Raw genomic sequence first — 19,177 nt, 5'->3', positions numbered from 1 at the left:
ATTTGATAGCATGAAAAGACAGTTTATTCTTACTTGTATTTGTCCGTTATTTGCCTTCGTCAGCACACAAGGTAAAACGACTTCCACACCTTTCGCACATGCTTACCGTGCCCTCGGCTATTTGAGAGCAGATCGTAAGGCAGCTATAGATAAAGATGTATACCACTTCTCCCGACCGAATGATACTATTAACCGATATTTCAATAAAATAAATCTTTTACCAATTACACAATAATTATGAACTGTAATATCTTAAATCTACGCCATCTGACTGTACTACTTATATTATGTACAGCTTTTCTTGGAGGCGCAATTCCTGCCTTTGCCCAACAGGGAGGCAAGAAAATGACCGGACAAGTGATCGATGAGAACAAAGAGCCGATGATCGGAGTCAGCATTCTTATCGTAGGAACATCGACAGGTACAGTGACCGACTTTGACGGAAACTATACTCTGAATGTACCGAAAGACAGTAAGGAACTACAATTTTCTTACGTAGGATATGAAACTAAAGTGATAACTATCCCCGTAAACAGTAACGTACTGAATGTACAAATGAAAAGCGACTCACAAGTACTGAGTGATGTAGTAATCATCGGATACGGAACACAACGCAAAAGCGATCTGACCGGCTCGGTTGCCTCTGTGGGTACTAAAGACTTTAATAAAGGCATGGTTTCATCGCCCGAAGAGCTTGTGAATGGCAAGATAGCCGGTGTGCAAATAGTAAATGGCGGAGGTTCGCCTACATCTGTCTCAACCATACGCATTCGTGGTGGTGCATCACTTAACGCATCCAATGACCCATTAATTGTACTGGACGGGGTTCCTATGGAAGTAGGTGGTTCCATATCCGGCGGCGGAAACTTTCTAAGCCTTATAAACCCGAACGACATAGAGAGTATGACCGTGCTGAAAGATGCTTCATCCACTGCTATTTATGGATCACGAGCATCCAACGGCGTCATCATCATAACAACCAAAAAGGGAAGCGGGAGTGATATTAAGGTCTCTTTCCAAACGACCAATTCCATTGCAACCAAGACCAAGACTTCGGATATGCTGAACACAGACGAATTTATAAATATTGTCAATCAGTATGGTACGGAACACCAAAAGTCATTGCTTGGTGACTATCGTACAAACTGGAACGATGAAATTTATCAAACAGCTTTCGGAACAGATAATAACCTTAGTGTTTCAGGACTTGCACTTCCTTGGTTGCCATTTCGTGTTTCAACCGGTATGTATTATCAGGATGGTATCTTGAAAACGGATAATACAAAACGCTTTACCGGAAACGTAAACCTTACTCCTTCGTTTTTCCATAACGAGCTGAGATTTAATATAGGTTTAAAAGGCACTTATTCTAAGAACCGCTTTGCTGATACCGATGCAATCTGGGCAGGCAGTACGCTCAACCCCACCATTCCGGTATATTCCGGAAACGATACCTTTGGTGGTTACAACGAGGCTATCGATGCCAATGGCGTACCGGTGACGGGAGCATTAGCCAATGCTGTCGGCCGACTGAATCAATACGATTCCACATCGGATGTCTATCGATTTATAGGAAGTGCCAGCGTGGATTGGAATGTAAGATGGGTAAAGGGCTTGCGTTTGCATACTACGGGCGGATATGACTGGTCAAAAGGCAAAGGACATATTTATGTACCTAAAGAGGCCGTTTCTTATTATACAACCGGCGGACGTGACTACACATACGGCCCGCAAAAGAATTACAATAAACTGCTCACGATTTATGCCAATTATCATAATGACTTCGATGCTATTCATTCCGGCATTGATGTAACAGTAGGATATGATTATCAATTCTGGAAATATACCACTCCGTTTTATGCCATTCTGAGTGCCGATGGAGTACAGCAGTCGACTTCTGCCGCAACCGATCAGCGGCATTCACTCATGTCATACTATGGGCGTTTGAATTACACATTCATGGATCGCTATTTGCTTATGGCCACCATGCGCCGCGACGGCTCGTCTCGATTTGCATCCGACAATCGTTGGGGTACTTTCCCCTCAGTAGCCTTAGCTTGGAGGGTTTCACAAGAGCACTTCTTTGAGCCTTTGCGCACAGTGATGAATGACGTGAAGTTGCGCGTATCCTATGGTATAACCGGACAGCAAGATGGTATCACCAATTATGGCTACATTCCGGTCTACACTCCGGGACTTGACGGAGCACAATACCTGTTTGGCGGAAATCCGATATATACCTATCGTCCTGAAGCATATAATCCTGAATTGAAATGGGAAACTACTAAATCATGGAACTATGGTATAGATCTGGCATTCTTAGAAAACAGATTTACCTTTTCTGCTGATTTCTATACCAGAAAGACCGAAAATCTTCTGGCCACTGTTCCGATGCCAGCCGGTACGAACTTTGATAAGCTAATGCTTCAAAATGTGGGCAATGTAGACTCTAAAGGACTTGAACTCTCTGTTACCGGACACATCATCAATACAAAAAATTGGTCATGGACAGCAAGTGCCAATGCTGCATGGCAAAAAGTAAGGATAAAGAATCTTACGCTTACTCCCGGTGCTCCAAGCCCTGACACAGAAGTAGGCCCTTGGATTGATGCTTACCAGATGCAGGTGTTCTCTACTGATTACGCTCCCTACTCATTCTATTTATACAAGCAATTGTATGATGCGGAGACGGGGCAACCCATTGAAGGCTTGTATGCCGACCTTGACGGAGATGGCGAGATAACGAACAAAGACCGCTACCATCATCATTCACCGGCTCCGGACTGGATTTTGGGCTTTTCAACCTCGCTGCGCTATAAGAAGTGGACACTTTCAACCTCGCTTAGAGCCAATATAGGAGGATATATCTTTAATGGTATGGCCATGAATACAGGTGCATGGGAAACCATGAGCTATAACGATTATCAACTTAATAACTTAAATCGGAGTTTCCTGGATACCCGCTTTACCAAGAGGCAGTTTCTCAGCGACCATTATCTTGAAAACGCTTCGTTCTTGAAGATGGACAACCTGCAACTCTCTTATGACTTCGGTCGCATATATAAGACCATCGGCCTTCATGCCTCTGCCATGGTGCAGAATGTCTTTACCGTGACTAAATATAAAGGTGTAGACCCTGAAACAGCCAATGGTGTCGACACATCTGTTTATCCGCGTCCCCGCACGTATTCTATCACTATTGGCCTTAATTTTTAACTGAATAAACCATGAAGAAAATTAATATACTAACAATAATCGTATGGTGCATGACCCTTGTAGCAAGCTCGTGTACAGATGTTCTTGATCAAATGCCGACAACAGAGGATACCTCAAAAGAAGTTTATGCTGACGCGGCAAATTATAAGAAAGTCCTTGCCAAAATATATGCCTCTTATGTTCTTGCAGGACAAGGACAAGGGGGAGATAACGGAGACCTCAAGAGCATCAACAAACAAGACTTTTCCCGTGGCTATTTCAATCTGCAAGAAGCCGCTACCGATGAAGTAGCTAATACCTGGCTTTCAGGAAACAACCTGTCTGACCTTACCTATATCAGTTGGGATGCGAAAGATTCTTGGGTTTCTGACTCCTATTACTGGCTTTTCTTCAACATAGCCTTGTGTAATGAGTTTCTTCGCCATTGTTCGGATGAAGAGATTGCCCGGTTTTCAGAAGCCGAACAAACAGAAATCCGTACTTTCCGTTCGGAAGCTCGTTTTATGAGATCATTCAGTTATTGGATGGTACTCGATTTGTATCGTCAAGGTCCTAAAGTGGATGAAAATACGCCAGTTATCGGTTATATCCCGGAAGCCTACGATGGGATTGGGATGTTTGATTTTATCGAAAGCGAACTGAAAGAACTGGTTGCCGAAGGAGTTTCATCAGCATTGCCCGCTACCAACGAATACGGCCGTGCCAGTAAACCCGTGGCATGGGCACTCCTTGCCCGTCTTTATTTAAACAGCGCAATATATCGTGGCAATGTGGATACTAAGTATTATACAGAATGTATTACTGCTTGCAAACAAGTAATTTCCAATCCTGCATTCTATCTGGAACCGGAATATGCCAAATTATTTAATGCCGATAATCACAAGCGAACACATGAAATTTTGTTTGCTATGGTGTGTGACGCCACAACATCAGTTACGTGGGGCGGAGGAACATATATAATTTGTGGATCATGTGGCAATTCGAGCACACAAGACCCCGCCAAGTACGGATTGTCCAACGGCTGGGGTATGTTTCGTGCGCGTGGTGAGATGACAGCAAAGTTTGGAGATATTGCTACAACCAAAGACAGCCGCGCTATGTTTTATACAGATGGACAAGCACAGTTCTTTACCGGTGCAATCGATAACCAAGCCGAAGGCTATTTCTTTGAAAAGTTCTCCAATCTCACTGATGAGGGCGTAGCAGCATCCAATTCTGCTGCCACAGGATGCTCTACCGACTATCCCCTACTCCGGCTTGCCGACATCTATCTGATGGCAGCCGAAGCACAACTCAGAGGAGGAACAGGGCTATCGCGAGCCGAAGCATTGGAACTTGTAAATCAGGTTCGTTTGCGTGCATATAACCAGGATGAAAGCGGAAAAATCTCAGATAGTGATTTTACGCTCGATTTCATTCTTGATGAAAGAGCCAGGGAGTTATACCTCGAATCAGTGCGTAGAACTGATCTTATAAGATTCAATAAGTTTGTATCAGCAGATTATATCTGGCAATGGAAAGGGGGCGTTCTTGACGGCCGTGCCGTGAACAAAAAATATAATATTTATCCCATTCCTGATACAGATCTTACAGCCAATCCTAATCTACATAATCCACTCTATTAAAAAGATACGATATGAAAGTTTTTAGTACAATAGTTAAATTGATATTATTGTCAGCTGTTATGACAGTAGCTACCACCTCCTGTGATAGCGATATTGATCCGGTTTACGTCTTGTCCGGAGACTCTATGGAATTGATGGGGGGCCCGAATGAAGTTATTCTTACGCCAGACAATCCGCAGGCTTTGGCATTGACAGTTTATTGGAGTGGCGACGGACGTTTGGCGCTTAGTGATACACTTTTGCAAGCTCCGGTGAATGTTGCGGAAATAACGATTCAGTTCTCAAAGGATGAACACTTTACTGCTCCGTTAAATATTGCGGTGGATAAGAATATCCATTCCCGTCAATTTCTTTGCGAGGAGCTTAATTCTCTGCTTGATCGTTTAGGTTATGAGGCCAATGAGAAGGCTCCGTTATGGATTCGGATGCGTTCGGCATTGGCAGCCAACATCGCTCCCGAATACTCTAATGTCATGGAGGTTCTGGTCCAGTCTTATCGCATTGAGCTTGTCTTGGCTCAAGTACTTGACAAGGACTGGAAGAACACATCTATGACGCTTGCCTCTCCTGCTGAAGACGGCATTTATAAAGGTTTTATGGGCGTCAACGGATGGGAAAACTGGTGGCTTCGCGAAGCCAATAATGTAATGTGGGGTAATCTTGGTGAAGAAGGAAAGACATTTTATGCTTCATCGGAAGACAGTCACTGGAACTTTTGGTTCCCGAATCCGTCAGGATGCTATTACACTACCGTAAACACGGTTGAAGGATGGTGGAGTGCACTGCATGTTGCCAGTCTGTCAGTTAGTGGAGATGTAACGGGCGAAATGGCTTACAACAAGCAGAGCAATCAATGGACACTGCCGGTAAATCTGGCAACACAATCTACCCTGACCATTTCCGTATCAGGAAAGGGTAGCCTGTACAACCGGGAAACAACCGATATAGGACCTGCTATTGAGCAAACTGTCGCATTTGGCGGCAATTCACAAAACCTCTTGTTCGGTGAGAGTGCAGATAATATTTCTGTAACTATGCCCGCCGGAGAAAATCTCCTGGTTCTTGATTTATCCAATCCTCTTCAATTTACCATCGGCATCGGAGAAGACGTTCCGCAGCCGGAAGTCTCTCAGTATCTGTACTTCTCCGGCATAACCAATTGGGAAGGTTTTGACGATTACCTCACTTTATACGATGAAGCCGGACTTTGCTATGGTGGTGCACATTGGATAGATTCTGAATGGGGATATCGTGCATATACTGAACAAGCATGGGAGCCCGCCTATAATGCAGCCGATGGCTCTACCGACTTGTCCGGCACATTGATCCTTGCAGAGTCTAAAGACAACATTCCCGCACCGGCACAAGGGCTGTATGTTATGGATTTCAACATGAAGTCATTGACCTATGAACTGACTCAAGTGCAGACTGTGACATTTACCGGACTTAACGATAATTGGTCTGAATCCCCCATGACACAGTCTGCAGAAAATCCAGAGATATTTACAGCCGAGTTCATTAAAGAAAAGAAAAGTCCTTGGGGAGTAAAAGTGCTGATAAATAACAACTGGAACCTTTTCTTCGGCGGTGGTTCCGGCATTCTGCACCTGAAGCATTCTGAATCCTCAGCAGGATTTGACGGAGACGATGAACTCGAAATAGGCAAAACCTATGTCCTTACCGTTGATTTGGGACACCAAACTTATTCTTACTCACTTAAATAAATCAGTTTCAATGAAAATAGCAAGCATATTATCAATAGTAGCACTCATTGCTTCAATGGCTACAAACGGGTGTAGTGAAGATGGCCCGGTTACAAATCCTCGTCAAGAAGAACCGCAAAAGGTTGTAAAAGAAGAAGGCTTTGCACGTGGTGCAGACGTAAGTTGGCTGACTCAAATGGAAGCGGAAGGACTCAAGTTCTACACGCCGGACGAGAATCGCCAAGAGATGGAGTGTATGGACCTCTTGCGTGATTATTGCGGAGTCAACTCTATCCGTCTTCGTGTATGGGTTAACCCGAAAGACGGCTGGAACAACATGAATGACGTAATAGTGAAAGCAAAACGTGCCGAGCGTCTGGGATTACGTACGATGATCGACTTCCATTTTTCTGATACCTGGGCCGACCCCGGACATCAGGAAATGCCGGAGGCGTGGAAAGAGCTTTCATTTGATGATCTCAAAATTGCTCTCAGCGAACATGTGAAATCAGTTCTTACCGCGTTAAAAGCGGTTGGGGTTACACCGGAATGGGTACAGGTAGGTAATGAAACAACTCCCGGCATGATGCTTCCTGTGGGGTCTGTTGATAATCCCGAACAACTGACTGCACTCAACAATGCGGGATATGATGCCGTGAAAGCTATATGTCCCGACGCCAAAGTCATTGTCCACCTGGACGCGGGAAACGACCAATGGGTATACAACCGCATGTTCGACATTCTTCAAGCCAATGGAGGTAAATACGACATGATAGGCATGTCGCTCTATCCATATTGGGCAGAGCAGGAAGGCAAAACCGGTGGTTGGCTGAAAGTAGCCGATGACTGTATTGCCAATATCAAGCATGTCAAGCAGAAATACAACAAACCTGTCATGATTTGCGAGATAGGTATGCCTTATGATCAGGCAGAGGCCTGCAAACAACTCATTACAAAAATGATGCAAGCCGATGTGGAAGGTATCTTCTATTGGGAGCCACAAGCCCCGAATGGCTATAATGACGGTTATAACCTAGGCTGTTTCGATAATAATGCGCCTACAATTGCACTAGATGCTTTTAAAATCCAATAAAAAAGTGAGAATGAACATGAAACACCAGAAACAGTTGTTTACTGTACTTTTGATGAGCGCAGCCTGTATGCTACAGGCACAGCGCAGCGAGACGCTGCTTGAGAAGAACTGGAAATTCAGTAAAGGAGATTTTCCGGAAGCTGCGCAGACTGACTACAATGATACTAAATGGGAATCGGTCGTTATCCCGCATGACTGGGCCATCTTCGGACCTTTCGACATGAACAACGACCTGCAAAACGTAGCAGTCACACAGAACTTTGAGAAGAAGGCATCACTGAAAACCGGACGTACCGGAGGACTGCCTTATGTCGGAACCGGATGGTATCGCACCAGCTTCGACGTTCCCGCCGACAAAGAAGTCACTCTCCTGTTCGACGGAGCAATGAGTGAGGCGCGTGTATACGTCAACGGACAGGAGGCTTGCTTCTGGCCCTTCGGCTACAACTCTTTCCATTGCAACGTCACCCCTTTCCTGAATAAAGACGGAAAGAACAATACACTGGCGGTACGCCTCGAAAACCGCCCCCAGTCTTCACGCTGGTATCCGGGAGCAGGTCTGTACCGCAACGTCCACTTGATCGTGACGGAAAAAGTACACATTCCGGTATGGGGCACGCAGATTACTACCCCGCATGTCAGTGATGAATTTGCCGCCGTACGCCTGCAAACCAAGATAGAGAATGCCGGCGAAAAGACAGAAATCCGTATAGAGACAGAAATCCTGTCACCGGATGGAAAGGTAGTGACCCGCAAAGAAAACAAAGGCCGCATCAATCACGGGCAGCCGTTTGAACAAAACTTCATCGTCAACGCGCCTCAACTCTGGTCACCGGAAAGCCCCGCTCTTTACAAGGCTGTATCGAAAGTGTACGCAGACAACCAACTGGTAGATACATACTCTACCCGCTTCGGTATCCGCAGCATTGAATACATTGCCGACAAAGGTTTCTACTTGAACGGAAAACACCGCAAATTCCAAGGTGTATGCAACCACCATGACTTAGGTCCGCTGGGTGCGGCCATCAACGTAGCGGCACTTCGCCACCAGCTCACACTCTTAAAGGATATGGGATGCGACGCCATTCGTACTTCCCATAATATGCCGGCTCCCGAACTCGTGGAATTGTGCGACGAAATGGGATTCATGATGATGATCGAACCGTTCGACGAATGGGACATCGCCAAGTGTGAAAACGGATATCACCGTTACTTCAACGAATGGGCAGAACGCGATATGGTGAATATGCTGCACAACTATCGTAACAATCCCTGTGTAGTGATGTGGAGTATCGGTAATGAAGTCCCCACGCAATGCAGCCCTGTAGGATATAAAGTAGCCAAGTTCCTGCAAGATATCTGCCACCGTGAAGACCCTACCCGCCCCGTTACCTGCGGCATGGACCAAGTGACTTGTGTTCTAGCCAACGGATTTGCTGCCATGATCGATATCCCCGGTCTGAACTACCGCGCCAATCGCTATCAGGAGGCATATGACAAACTTCCGCAAAATCTTATTCTGGGTAGTGAAACTGCGTCCACCGTCAGCTCACGCGGTGTCTACAAGTTTCCCGTAAAAGATAAGAAAAGTGCCCAGTACGATGATCATCAATGTTCTTCTTATGACGTAGAGGCATGTTCATGGTCCAACATCCCCGATGAGGACTTCGCTTTGGCGGACGATCATCACTGGACCATCGGACAGTTTGTATGGACCGGCTTCGATTATCTGGGTGAGCCTTCCCCTTATGATACTGATGCCTGGCCCAATCATAGTTCCATGTTCGGTATTATCGACCTTGCCAGTCTCCCCAAAGACCGCTATTACTTGTATCGCAGCATATGGAATAAGGAAGCGGAAACACTGCATATCCTGCCGCATTGGACATGGCCGGGACGCGAAGGTGAAGTAACTCCGGTATTTGTTTACACCAACTACCCTGCTGCCGAACTGTTTATCAACGGAAAAAGCTACGGTAAACAAAGCAAGAACAACAGTTCACTGAAAAGCCGCTACCGTCTGATGTGGATGGATGCCATATATGAACCGGGTGAAGTGAAAGTAGTAGCCTACGATAAAGACGGAAAAGCAGTAGCAGAAAAGAGTGTACGCACCGCAAGCAAGCCTCATCACATCGAACTGGTCAGCAACCGGAACGAACTGACGGCAGACGGCAAAGACCTCGCTTATGTGACAGTGAAAGTGGTGGACAAAGACGGCAACCTCTGCCCTGCCGACAGTCGTCTGATCAACTTCTCCGTCAAAGGTGCCGGAAAATACCGTGCCGGAGCCAACGGTGACCCCACGAGTCTCGACCTGTTCCATCTTCCGAAGATGCACGCTTTCAACGGAATGCTTACAGCTATCGTACAAACAAATGAAACAGCCGGAGAAATTATTCTGACTGCCAAAGCCGGCGGAGTGAAAGCAGGAAGTATCCGTCTTCTGACGAAATAATCGGTCTACATAAAGAAATATATTTGAAAAACTGCTGTCACCTGTCACCAAACGAGTGATAATAGTCTGATAATTAAATCATAAGACCGTGACAGCAACGTGTGACAGCAGTGTGATGGCAAGTATTGTCGTCACACTGCTGTCACACGTTGCTATTTCATTTTAGCTACCCTCTGCACTTCTACTGATAGTAAGCCAAGTTCGTTTCCCTATTTGAAACTATAGTTCCCATTGCTTGAAACTCTAGTTTCTATTACTTGAAACTTTGGTTTCATACGCTCGAAACTTTTAGTTTCAAGCCTTTGGAACTATGGTTTCTTACTGATGAAACTACAGTTTCAAGCAGTGGAAACTAATTAAGCTACAACGAGTGGCAGTAGCGTGACGGCAAATTCTGCCATCACACTGCTGCCACTCGTTGCTATCACCACATTTATATCTCAAAATCAATCTGTTAACTCTAAAACAGTGACAGGTGACAGATAATATTTGTTTTTATTTATATAGGATGAAGAAAATATAGATGCTACTGATTCGCATTATTCAGTGTTATATTTCATTAAATAGCTTTCCAGAATGACTGGAAATCACGGTATTTACCATAGCATACCAGTTCATCTCCTTCTTCCACCTTCTCATCTCCGGGCAACTCATTCTTGACATGACGCTCCATCAAAGAAATGCCCAGGCAATTAGTGACTTTGTTCGCACGCTTCAGTGCGATCAGTTTCAGATGAAACTCTTCATCCATATTCAGCTCATTCACAAAGTATCCTACAAACTTCTTCGGAACAGTAAACTTCACGACATAATAATCCTGATCAATACGGAACGCTTCCATCGTCGCCCCAAAGTCGAGCAACTGCACCAGGCTACGGGCAGCATCCTCTTCCGGTGTCAGAATCTTCTCCAGACTAAACGCTTCAAGCACTGCCTTGTGCACCGCATCAATGGCACGGGCAAAAATACGAGGCACCTTTTTCTGCTTCAACAACGCGACAACACGTACCGATGCTCCAAAATTCTCGCCAATCGCCACAACAACAATATCTACGCTATTCAAAGGCAGCACCGACAACGACTGTTCGTCCGTAGCGTCAATGACAAAAGCAGTGGCAACCTTATCTTTGATTGAGTCGACACGGCTTTCGCTGATGTCCGCTCCAATGATCTCATGCCCCAATGCCGATAATTCCTCGGCAAGTACATGCCCGTAATTTCCTAGACCAATAATAATATACTTCATGATGTTAGTTTATGATGATGTTATCACTCGGATAACGGTATTTTGTATTCTTTTTCTGCTTGACGATGCCCAGCATCAACGTAATCAGACCGACACGTCCGATAAACATCAGCAACGATACCAGCAATTTACTGGCATCGCACAATTGAGGCGTCAGATTCAGGCTCGATCCTACCGTACTAAGGGCGGAAACACATTCAAAGGTCAGCGCCAGCAAAGAGGCTTTCGGTTCGAGTATGCTCAATATGAAGATGAAGAGAAACAATACGCCCAGCGACATGACGACCGTCGCATTGGAACGCCGGATAGAGTCATGAGACAATTCCCTGCCGAAGACCTCCACCCGCTCACTTCCCCGCAATACGGCTACAAGGTTCAACACTACCACTGCAAAAGCATTCACTTTGACACCGCCTGCCGTAGACTGCGAACCGCCGCCGACCCACATCAGGAAGAGATAAACCAACAGCGTCTGCACGCTCAATGATGCCAGATCGACACTGCTGAAACCCGCCGTTCGCGGACAGGTCGCATTAAAGAATGCTTGCGTCCATTTATCGGCCACAGACATACCGGCAAAAGAGGCATTCCACTCAAAAGCAAGGATGGCCAGTGTACCGATCAGCAAAAGCAGGAAAGTCATGATCAATACGATTTTCGTATTCAGATTGTAGAGGTGCGGCATCTTATGTCTTTCCAGTTTGCGGGTACGCACAAACGTCCAGACATGGCGCAAATGGTATAATACGATATCTTTGAAATTAACCAGAATCGGAAAGCCGATACCGCCCAAGATAATCAGTAAAGAGACGGAGATGAACAGCCAGTTGTGGTTGGTCATCACCATCGAATTTCCTAAATTGCCTGAAAGTGTGGAGAAACCCGCATTACAGAAAGCCGAAATGGAATGGAAGGCGGCAAAAGCCAGTTCCTCTTCCAGATTCATCCCAAGCGTATCGTGAATGCTGAACCAGATGGACACCATGCCAATGCCTTCGATGACCAATGTAAATCCAAGGATATATAGTAGTGTGGACAGTAACGACCCCAACGAATTGGAACTGACCATATCACGGACAACGAGCTGATTGTAAATGGAAGTATTTCCCATAAAGAACATGGCGAAGAAACTGGTTAATGTCATCACTCCCAGTCCGCCGATCTGAATGAGCAGGATAATGACTACAAGTCCGCTGGTGGTGAAAGTGGTGGATACATCTACCGGCACCAAGCCCGTCACACAGACGGCACTGGTGGCTGTAAACAGAGAATCGACCCAAGTGATGCCATTGACCGTACATCGTGGAAGCATCAGCAATCCCGTCCCGATCAGAATAATAGCCATAAAGCTGACAGCCAGTATCAAAGACGGATTCGTACGGCGTCCTAAAAGACGCACCAAGCCATTGGACAGGTTCAGCAGAGAAAAAACCAACAATAATATTAAATGATAAAACTTCCCGTGAAGGAATTCCCAGACTTGCAGAATCGCTCCCTCTTCTTCCGGACGATGGAAGATGACGGGAACCAAAGTTAGGTAAAGCAATACGCTCAATATCCATGCCAGCCTTCGATATTGCTTTTTCGTATTCCGGTATTCCAGCGAAATATGCAGGGTGACATCAATTAAAAAGATAATCCATACGGCTTTATACAAGATCTGTATCTGCTGTACCTCGACCGGGGACAATGGAAAACCATGTTCGTAAACCACTCCGACAATCAACAACAGAGATGCCAGATAAGTGAGTGCTTCTACCAACCCCAGCAGGATACGTACATAGGGCTTGAGAAGCTTATTCTGATATAACAGAAATTTATGATAAATCTTCATATCACATTTTTTTATTGTCGTATTTGCTATGCCGTGCAAACTTAACTAAAATAACAATCGAATTCGATTCTTTGTTGACAAAATTACACGAATATTAAAAATTTTGCCTACTTTTGGCAGCAGAAAACTAATAAACCACAATAACATGAGTGACAAAAGAAAACGGTATATCCTACCGGAAGAAGAAATTCCACATTACTGGTACAACATTCAGGCTGATATGGTGAACAAGCCAATGCCGCCGTTGCACCCGGGAACAAAACAGCCGCTGAAAGCGGAAGATCTGTATCCAATCTTTGCCAAAGAACTGTGTCATCAGGAGCTTAACCAGACTGACGCATGGATCGAAATACCGGAAGATGTACGCGAAATGTATAAATATTATCGCAGTACGCCGCTTGTACGCGCTTACGGACTGGAAAAAGCGCTCGGAACTCCGGCACATATCTATTTCAAGAACGAAAGTGTCAGCCCGATCGGTTCTCATAAACTGAACTCTGCGCTGGCTCAGGCATATTATTGCAAAGAAGAAGGCGTCACGAACGTTACTACCGAAACCGGTGCGGGCCAATGGGGAGCCGCCCTTTCTTATGCTGCCAAAGTTTTTGGTCTCGAAGCCGCTGTTTATCAGGTAAAGATCAGCTACGAACAAAAGCCTTACCGCCGCAGCATTATGCAGACTTTCGGCGCGCAGGTCACTCCTTCTCCGTCTATGTCTACCCGTGCGGGAAAAGATATCCTGACGGCTCACCCCACCTATCAGGGTTCTCTGGGTACAGCCATCTCGGAAGCTATCGAACTTGCACAAATGACTCCCAACTGTAAATACACTCTTGGTTCGGTACTCAGCCACGTTACTCTCCACCAAACCATTATCGGTCTGGAAGCTGAAAAGCAAATGGAAATGGCGGGCGAATATCCGGACGTAGTAATCGGTTGTTTCGGAGGCGGTTCCAACTTCGGAGGTATCTCTTTCCCATTCATGCGTCACAACATCCTGGAAGGAAAGAAAACGCGTTTCGTTGCTGCCGAACCTGCTTCGTGCCCGAAGCTGACCCGCGGTAAATTCCAATATGACTTCGGTGATGAAGCCGGATATACTCCGCTGCTCCCGATGTTTACATTAGGACACAACTTCGCTCCTGCCCATATCCATGCAGGCGGTCTTCGCTATCACGGTGCAGGCGTCATCGTCTCCCAATTGCTGAAAGACAATCTGATGGAAGCGGTAGATATCCAGCAACTGGAATCTTTCGAAGCCGGCTGTCTGTTCGCACAGGCGGAAGGTATTATTCCGGCACCGGAATCCAGCCACGCGATTGCTGCCGCTATACGCGAAGCAAAGGCGTGCAAGGAAACAGGAGAAGAGAAAGTGATTCTGTTCAACCTGTCCGGACACGGTCTGATCGATATGGCATCTTATGACAAATATCTGGCAGGCGATTTAGTGAACTACGCACTGACTGACGAAGATATTCAGAAGAATCTGGATGAAATAGGAGACTTATCCAAGTAAGCCCCGGTTTCTGAACCGAATTCTGTAAGCATAAAAGCCCGGTATGATGCCGGGCTTATTTATTATCTCTACGAAACTATCCAAAAGAATACAGTCTTTTGTACTTTATTCATGGGGTATTTAAAGGAAATTACTATCTTTGGCGTCATTATTAATCTCGTGAACTAATAATGAGCAAGCTTAAGAAGATAGTAATCTACTTGTTTTTCCTATGCTTAGGAATGCATTCCGCCTTTTCTGAAACTCCGGAACAAATCACATTTTCCTATATTTCCATCAATGAGGGACTATCACAAAGTACGGTGTTCTCCATCGATCAGGATAAAAGGGGCAATATGTGGTTTGCCACTTATGACGGAGTTAACAAATACGACGGATATGCATTTACGGTTTATCAGCATAATGAGGATGACCCGAACAGTATCGCCAACGACATCTCCCGTATTGTAAAAACAGACAGTCAGGGACGGGTATGGATTGGTACACGTGATGGTTTGTCCCGTTATGATGAGGAAAAAGACATATTCCAGAACTTCTTCTATGAAAAGAATGGGAAACATTTGCAAGTTAACGGTATCGAAGAGATTTCACCGGAACAGTTACTTATCAGTACTCCGGAAGGGCTGATCATGTTCGATATCAAAGAATCCAAATTTATAGATGATTCTTTCAGCACAGCGATGCATAAGACAATCGCCTCCACTCTTTACAGACAGGGTGACCAAATTTATATCGGAACTTCGACCGACGGACTCTATACTTACTCTATTACTCAGAAAACTTTTGAAAAAGTGATCCCCATTTTAGGGACTAAACAGATTCAGGCTATTCTTCAGCAATCCCCTACCCGCATCTGGGTGGCAACCGAAGGAGCCGGACTGTTCCTGATTAATCCGAAAACGAAGGAAATAAAGAATTATCTGCATTCTCCTTCCAATCCGAAGAGTATCAGTTCCAATTACATCCGCTCACTGGCAATGGATTCACAAAACCGTTTATGGATCGGAACTTTCAACGACTTGAATATTTATCATGAAGGTACTGATTCTTTTGCCTCGTACAGCAGTAACCCCGTAGAAAACGGCAGTCTGTCACAACGTTCGGTGCGCAGTATCTTTATGGATTCTCAGGGCGGTATGTGGCTGGGAACTTATTTCGGTGGTCTGAACTATTATCACCCTATCCGGAACCGCTTCAAGAATATCCGCAATATTCCTTATAAAAACTCGTTAAGCGACAATGTAGTAAGCTGTATTGTCGAAGATAAAGACAAAAACCTGTGGATAGGAACGAATGACGGAGGATTGAATCTTTATAATCCGATTACACAGCGATTTACATCTTATACACTGCAAGAGGATGAAAGTGCAAGAGGCATCGGTTCCAACAATATCAAGGCGGTATATGTAGACGAAAAGAAATCTTTGGTATATATAGGTACTCATGCCGGCGGACTGAGTATCCTTCACCGCAACAGCGGTCAGGTAGAAAACTTTAACCAACGCAACAGCCAGCTGGTGAATGAGAATGTCTATGCCATCCTTCCCGACGGAGAAGGGAATCTCTGGTTGGGAACACTCAGTGCACTGGTTCGTTTTAATCCGGAACAACGAAGTTTTACTACGATTGAAAAAGAGAAAGATGGCACTCCGGTCGTCTCCAAACAAATCACGACACTATTCCGCGACTCCCATAAACGCTTATGGATCGGTGGAGAAGAGGGACTATCAGTCTTTAAGCAAGAAGGTCTGGATATACAAAAAGCATCCATACTTCCGGTTTCCAACGTCACGAAGCTCTTTACGAACTGTATTTACGAGGCTTCCAACGGAATCATCTGGGTAGGTACACGCGAAGGATTTTATTGTTTCAATGAAAAAGACAAGCAGATCAAACGGTATAACACGACCAACGGTCTGCCGAATAACGTAGTATACGGTATTTTGGAAGATTCCTTCGGAAGACTCTGGTTAAGTACCAACCGGGGGATTTCCTGCTTTAATCCGGAAACGGAAAAATTCCGTAACTTTACAGAATCGGACGGGTTGCAAAGCAATCAGTTCAATACCGCTTCTTATTGTCGTACGTCTGTGGGACAAATGTATTTTGGCGGTATCAACGGAATCACGACTTTCCGTCCGGAATTATTGCTCGACAATCCTTATACGCCTCCGGTGGTTATCACCAAACTGCAACTGTTCAATAAGGTAGTCCGCCCGGATGATGAGACCGGTATTCTGACCAAGAACATCAGTGAAACGAAAAGTATCACACTGAAATCCTGGCAAACTGCTTTTTCCATTGAGTTCGTGGTATCCAATTATATCTCAGGACAACATAATACTTTCGCCTATAAGCTGGAAGGTTATGATAAGGAATGGTATTATCTGACGGACAGCCGCACCGTCTCCTACTCTAACCTGCCACAGGGAACCTATCAGTTCCTTGTCAAAGCAGCCAACAGCGATGGCAAATGGAATCCTATCCCTACAGCATTGGAGATTATCGTTCTGCCAATCTGGTATAAGACCTGGTGGGCACTACTCATCTTCTTCGCAACCTTCGCAGGTTTCATCACTTTTGTTTTCCGCTTCTTCTGGATGCGCAAAAGTATGGAAGCCCAGCTTGAAATAGAACGCAGAGACAAAGAACATCAGGAAGAAATCAATCAGATGAAGATGCGTTTCTTCATCAACATCTCGCATGAACTTCGTACACCTTTGACGCTGATTCTGACTCCCCTGCAAGAGATCATTAACAAAATCAGCGACCGATGGACACGTAACCAACTGGAATATATCCAACGGAATGCAAACCGCCTGCTGCATCTGGTCAACCAATTGATGGACTACCGCCGTGCTGAACTCGGAGTGTTCGAACTAAAAGCGAAAAAAGGAAACGCTCATCAACTGATACAGGACAACTTCCTTTTCTACGATAAACTGGCACGCCACAAAAAGATTACTTATACTCTACACTCTGAACTGGAAGACAAAGAAGTTCTTTTTGATGCCAACTATCTGGAACTGATAGTAAACAACCTCCTTTCCAATGCCTTTAAATATACGGAAAGCGGGCAAAGCATTACCGTAACTCTGAAAGAGGAGAACGGCTGGCTATTGTTACAAGTCAGCGATACAGGCATAGGTATCCCTATCAACAAACAGGGAAAGATATTCGAACGTTTCTATCAGATAGAAAGTGAACACGTAGGAAGTGGTATCGGACTTTCGTTAGTACAACGTCTGATAGAACTTCATCATGGGCGCATCGAACTGGACAGCGAAGAAAACAAAGGTAGTACATTCTCTGTCTATCTGCCACAGGATCTGTCGGTTTACAAACCTTCCGAGTTAGCTTCCAATAACGAACAGAATGAAGAAGAGCAAGTGTATTCTACCAATTCGAAAGCAATGTATTTCATCGACACGGAGAAAGTGGAAAACGAATCTGTGGAATCCGGTGATAAGAAGCGCGGAACAATTCTGATCGTAGAAGATAATAATGAAATCCGCCGTTACCTGAGTAACGGACTGGCGGATTTGTTCAACACACTGGAAGCCGGGAACGGTGAAGAAGCACTGGAAAAACTGAAAGACAACGAAGTGGATGTGATTGTCACCGACGTCATGATGCCGGTTATGGATGGTATCAAGCTATGCAAGAACGTGAAACAAAATATCCGGACTTGCCATATCCCGGTTATTATTCTTTCCGCAAAGACCGATATCAAAGATCAGATGGAAGGTCTGCAAATGGGTGCGGATGACTATATCCCCAAACCATTCTCTCTTGCCATCCTGACAACCAAGATACAGAACATGATGCGTACACGCAGACGGATGCTCGATAAGTACGCCAAATCATTGGAAGTAGAACCTGAGAAAATCACATTCAATGCAATGGATGAAGCCTTGCTGAAACGTGCCATGGCGATTGTGGAAAAGAATATGGATAACATCGAATTCTCTACCGACGAATTCGCCAGAGAAATGAACATGAGCCGTTCTAATCTGCATCTGAAACTAAAAGCAATTACCGGGGAATCAACCATTGACTTTATCCGTAAGATTCGTTTCAATGAAGCAGCCAAGCTACTGAAAGACGGACGATATACGGTAGCGGAAGTCAGTACTATGGTAGGATTCAATACACCGTCATATTTTGCCACCAGTTTCAAGAAGTACTTCGGATGCTTACCTACGGAGTATATCAAGAAATCAAAAGGATAGTAGTGAGACATACAGTATAGAGTCTTTTATAGCAATCGTGTTTTTTGTCTTTTTCCGAAAGAAAAATGCACCTGCCTTGTACCATATACCACATTTGGTATCGCACTATTATACCTCAAAACACGTTTTTTTCTTCTTTTATTGAATGATGACGGATTTTAAAATCATCCATCCAAACAACCTAAATTGTACAGAACCTATTCCATATCATATTACAATGTCATAACATTATGACACATAAAAAACTAGGATAC

The 19,177-nt window shown here is 44.9% G+C and carries 10 protein-coding genes; 8 read left to right on the top strand and 2 right to left on the bottom strand.

Going from position 1 to position 19,177, the window contains the following annotated elements; translation table 11 throughout:
• Positions 1–10 precede the first annotated feature (10 nt).
• Genes BT_RS23540 through galB form a run of 6 tightly spaced genes read left to right on the top strand, consistent with a single transcriptional unit; the run spans position 11 to position 10,095 of the window.
• On the top strand, positions 11–235 hold the full coding sequence (locus BT_RS23540) for a hypothetical protein (RefSeq protein WP_008760387.1): 225 nt from the start codon (positions 11–13) through the stop codon (positions 233–235).
• A gap of 2 nt (positions 236–237) precedes the next feature.
• Positions 238–3,216, top strand: coding sequence for a SusC/RagA family TonB-linked outer membrane protein (locus BT_RS23535; protein ID WP_011109370.1), 2,979 nt, complete (start codon positions 238–240; stop codon positions 3,214–3,216).
• Positions 3,217–3,227: 11 nt separating this feature from the next.
• Positions 3,228–4,841, top strand: coding sequence for a RagB/SusD family nutrient uptake outer membrane protein (locus BT_RS23530; protein ID WP_165450812.1), 1,614 nt, complete (start codon positions 3,228–3,230; stop codon positions 4,839–4,841).
• A gap of 11 nt (positions 4,842–4,852) precedes the next feature.
• A complete protein-coding gene (locus tag BT_RS23525) occupies positions 4,853–6,565 on the top strand; it encodes a DUF5114 domain-containing protein (protein WP_011109368.1) in 1,713 nt (570 codons plus the stop codon).
• Positions 6,566–6,575: 10 nt separating this feature from the next.
• Positions 6,576–7,637, top strand: a complete 1,062-nt coding sequence (locus tag BT_RS23520; protein ID WP_011109367.1) for a glycoside hydrolase family 53 protein — start codon at positions 6,576–6,578, stop codon at positions 7,635–7,637.
• Between the two features lie 10 nt (positions 7,638–7,647).
• Positions 7,648–10,095 carry a beta-galactosidase GalB gene (gene galB / locus BT_RS23515; protein ID WP_011109366.1) on the top strand — a complete coding sequence of 816 codons (2,448 nt, stop codon included), beginning with the start codon at positions 7,648–7,650 and terminating at the stop codon, positions 10,093–10,095.
• A 559-nt stretch (positions 10,096–10,654) separates the two neighbouring features.
• On the opposite strand, the gene BT_RS23510 is transcribed toward galB, so the two are convergent.
• Together BT_RS23510 and BT_RS23505 are read right to left on the bottom strand one after the other, a co-directional pair.
• On the bottom strand, positions 10,655–11,341 hold the full coding sequence (locus BT_RS23510; protein WP_008760381.1) for a potassium channel family protein: 687 nt from the start codon (positions 11,339–11,341) through the stop codon (positions 10,655–10,657).
• A 4-nt stretch (positions 11,342–11,345) separates the two neighbouring features.
• Complete coding sequence (locus BT_RS23505; RefSeq protein WP_011109365.1) at positions 11,346–13,175, bottom strand: TrkH family potassium uptake protein; 1,830 nt, start codon at positions 13,173–13,175, stop codon at positions 11,346–11,348.
• A 145-nt stretch (positions 13,176–13,320) separates the two neighbouring features.
• On the opposite strand from BT_RS23505, the gene BT_RS23500 reads away from it, so the two are divergent.
• Together BT_RS23500 and BT_RS23495 are read left to right on the top strand one after the other, a co-directional pair.
• Positions 13,321–14,691, top strand: coding sequence for a TrpB-like pyridoxal phosphate-dependent enzyme (locus BT_RS23500; protein WP_008760379.1), 1,371 nt, complete (start codon positions 13,321–13,323; stop codon positions 14,689–14,691).
• A gap of 170 nt (positions 14,692–14,861) precedes the next feature.
• Positions 14,862–18,923 carry a hybrid sensor histidine kinase/response regulator transcription factor gene (locus BT_RS23495; protein ID WP_008760378.1) on the top strand — a complete coding sequence of 1,354 codons (4,062 nt, stop codon included), beginning with the start codon at positions 14,862–14,864 and terminating at the stop codon, positions 18,921–18,923.
• Positions 18,924–19,177: the final 254 nt, after the last annotated feature.

The sequence above is a fragment of the Bacteroides thetaiotaomicron VPI-5482 genome (genome assembly GCF_000011065.1).
In the GTDB taxonomy this organism is placed as follows: domain Bacteria; phylum Bacteroidota; class Bacteroidia; order Bacteroidales; family Bacteroidaceae; genus Bacteroides; species Bacteroides thetaiotaomicron.
This window is presented reverse-complemented; position numbering and strand designations above follow the sequence as displayed.

Coding starts and splice junctions, on each gene's coding strand:
- BT_RS23540 (WP_008760387.1), top strand. CDS start 11: ATGAAAAGACAGTTTATTCTTACTTGTATTTGTCCGTTATTTGCCTTC.
- BT_RS23535 (WP_011109370.1), top strand. CDS start 238: ATGAACTGTAATATCTTAAATCTACGCCATCTGACTGTACTACTTATA.
- BT_RS23530 (WP_165450812.1), top strand. CDS start 3,228: ATGAAGAAAATTAATATACTAACAATAATCGTATGGTGCATGACCCTT.
- BT_RS23525 (WP_011109368.1), top strand. CDS start 4,853: ATGAAAGTTTTTAGTACAATAGTTAAATTGATATTATTGTCAGCTGTT.
- BT_RS23520 (WP_011109367.1), top strand. CDS start 6,576: ATGAAAATAGCAAGCATATTATCAATAGTAGCACTCATTGCTTCAATG.
- galB (WP_011109366.1), top strand. CDS start 7,648: ATGAACATGAAACACCAGAAACAGTTGTTTACTGTACTTTTGATGAGC.
- BT_RS23510 (WP_008760381.1), bottom strand. CDS start 11,341: ATGAAGTATATTATTATTGGTCTAGGAAATTACGGGCATGTACTTGCC.
- BT_RS23505 (WP_011109365.1), bottom strand. CDS start 13,175: ATGAAGATTTATCATAAATTTCTGTTATATCAGAATAAGCTTCTCAAG.
- BT_RS23500 (WP_008760379.1), top strand. CDS start 13,321: ATGAGTGACAAAAGAAAACGGTATATCCTACCGGAAGAAGAAATTCCA.
- BT_RS23495 (WP_008760378.1), top strand. CDS start 14,862: ATGAGCAAGCTTAAGAAGATAGTAATCTACTTGTTTTTCCTATGCTTA.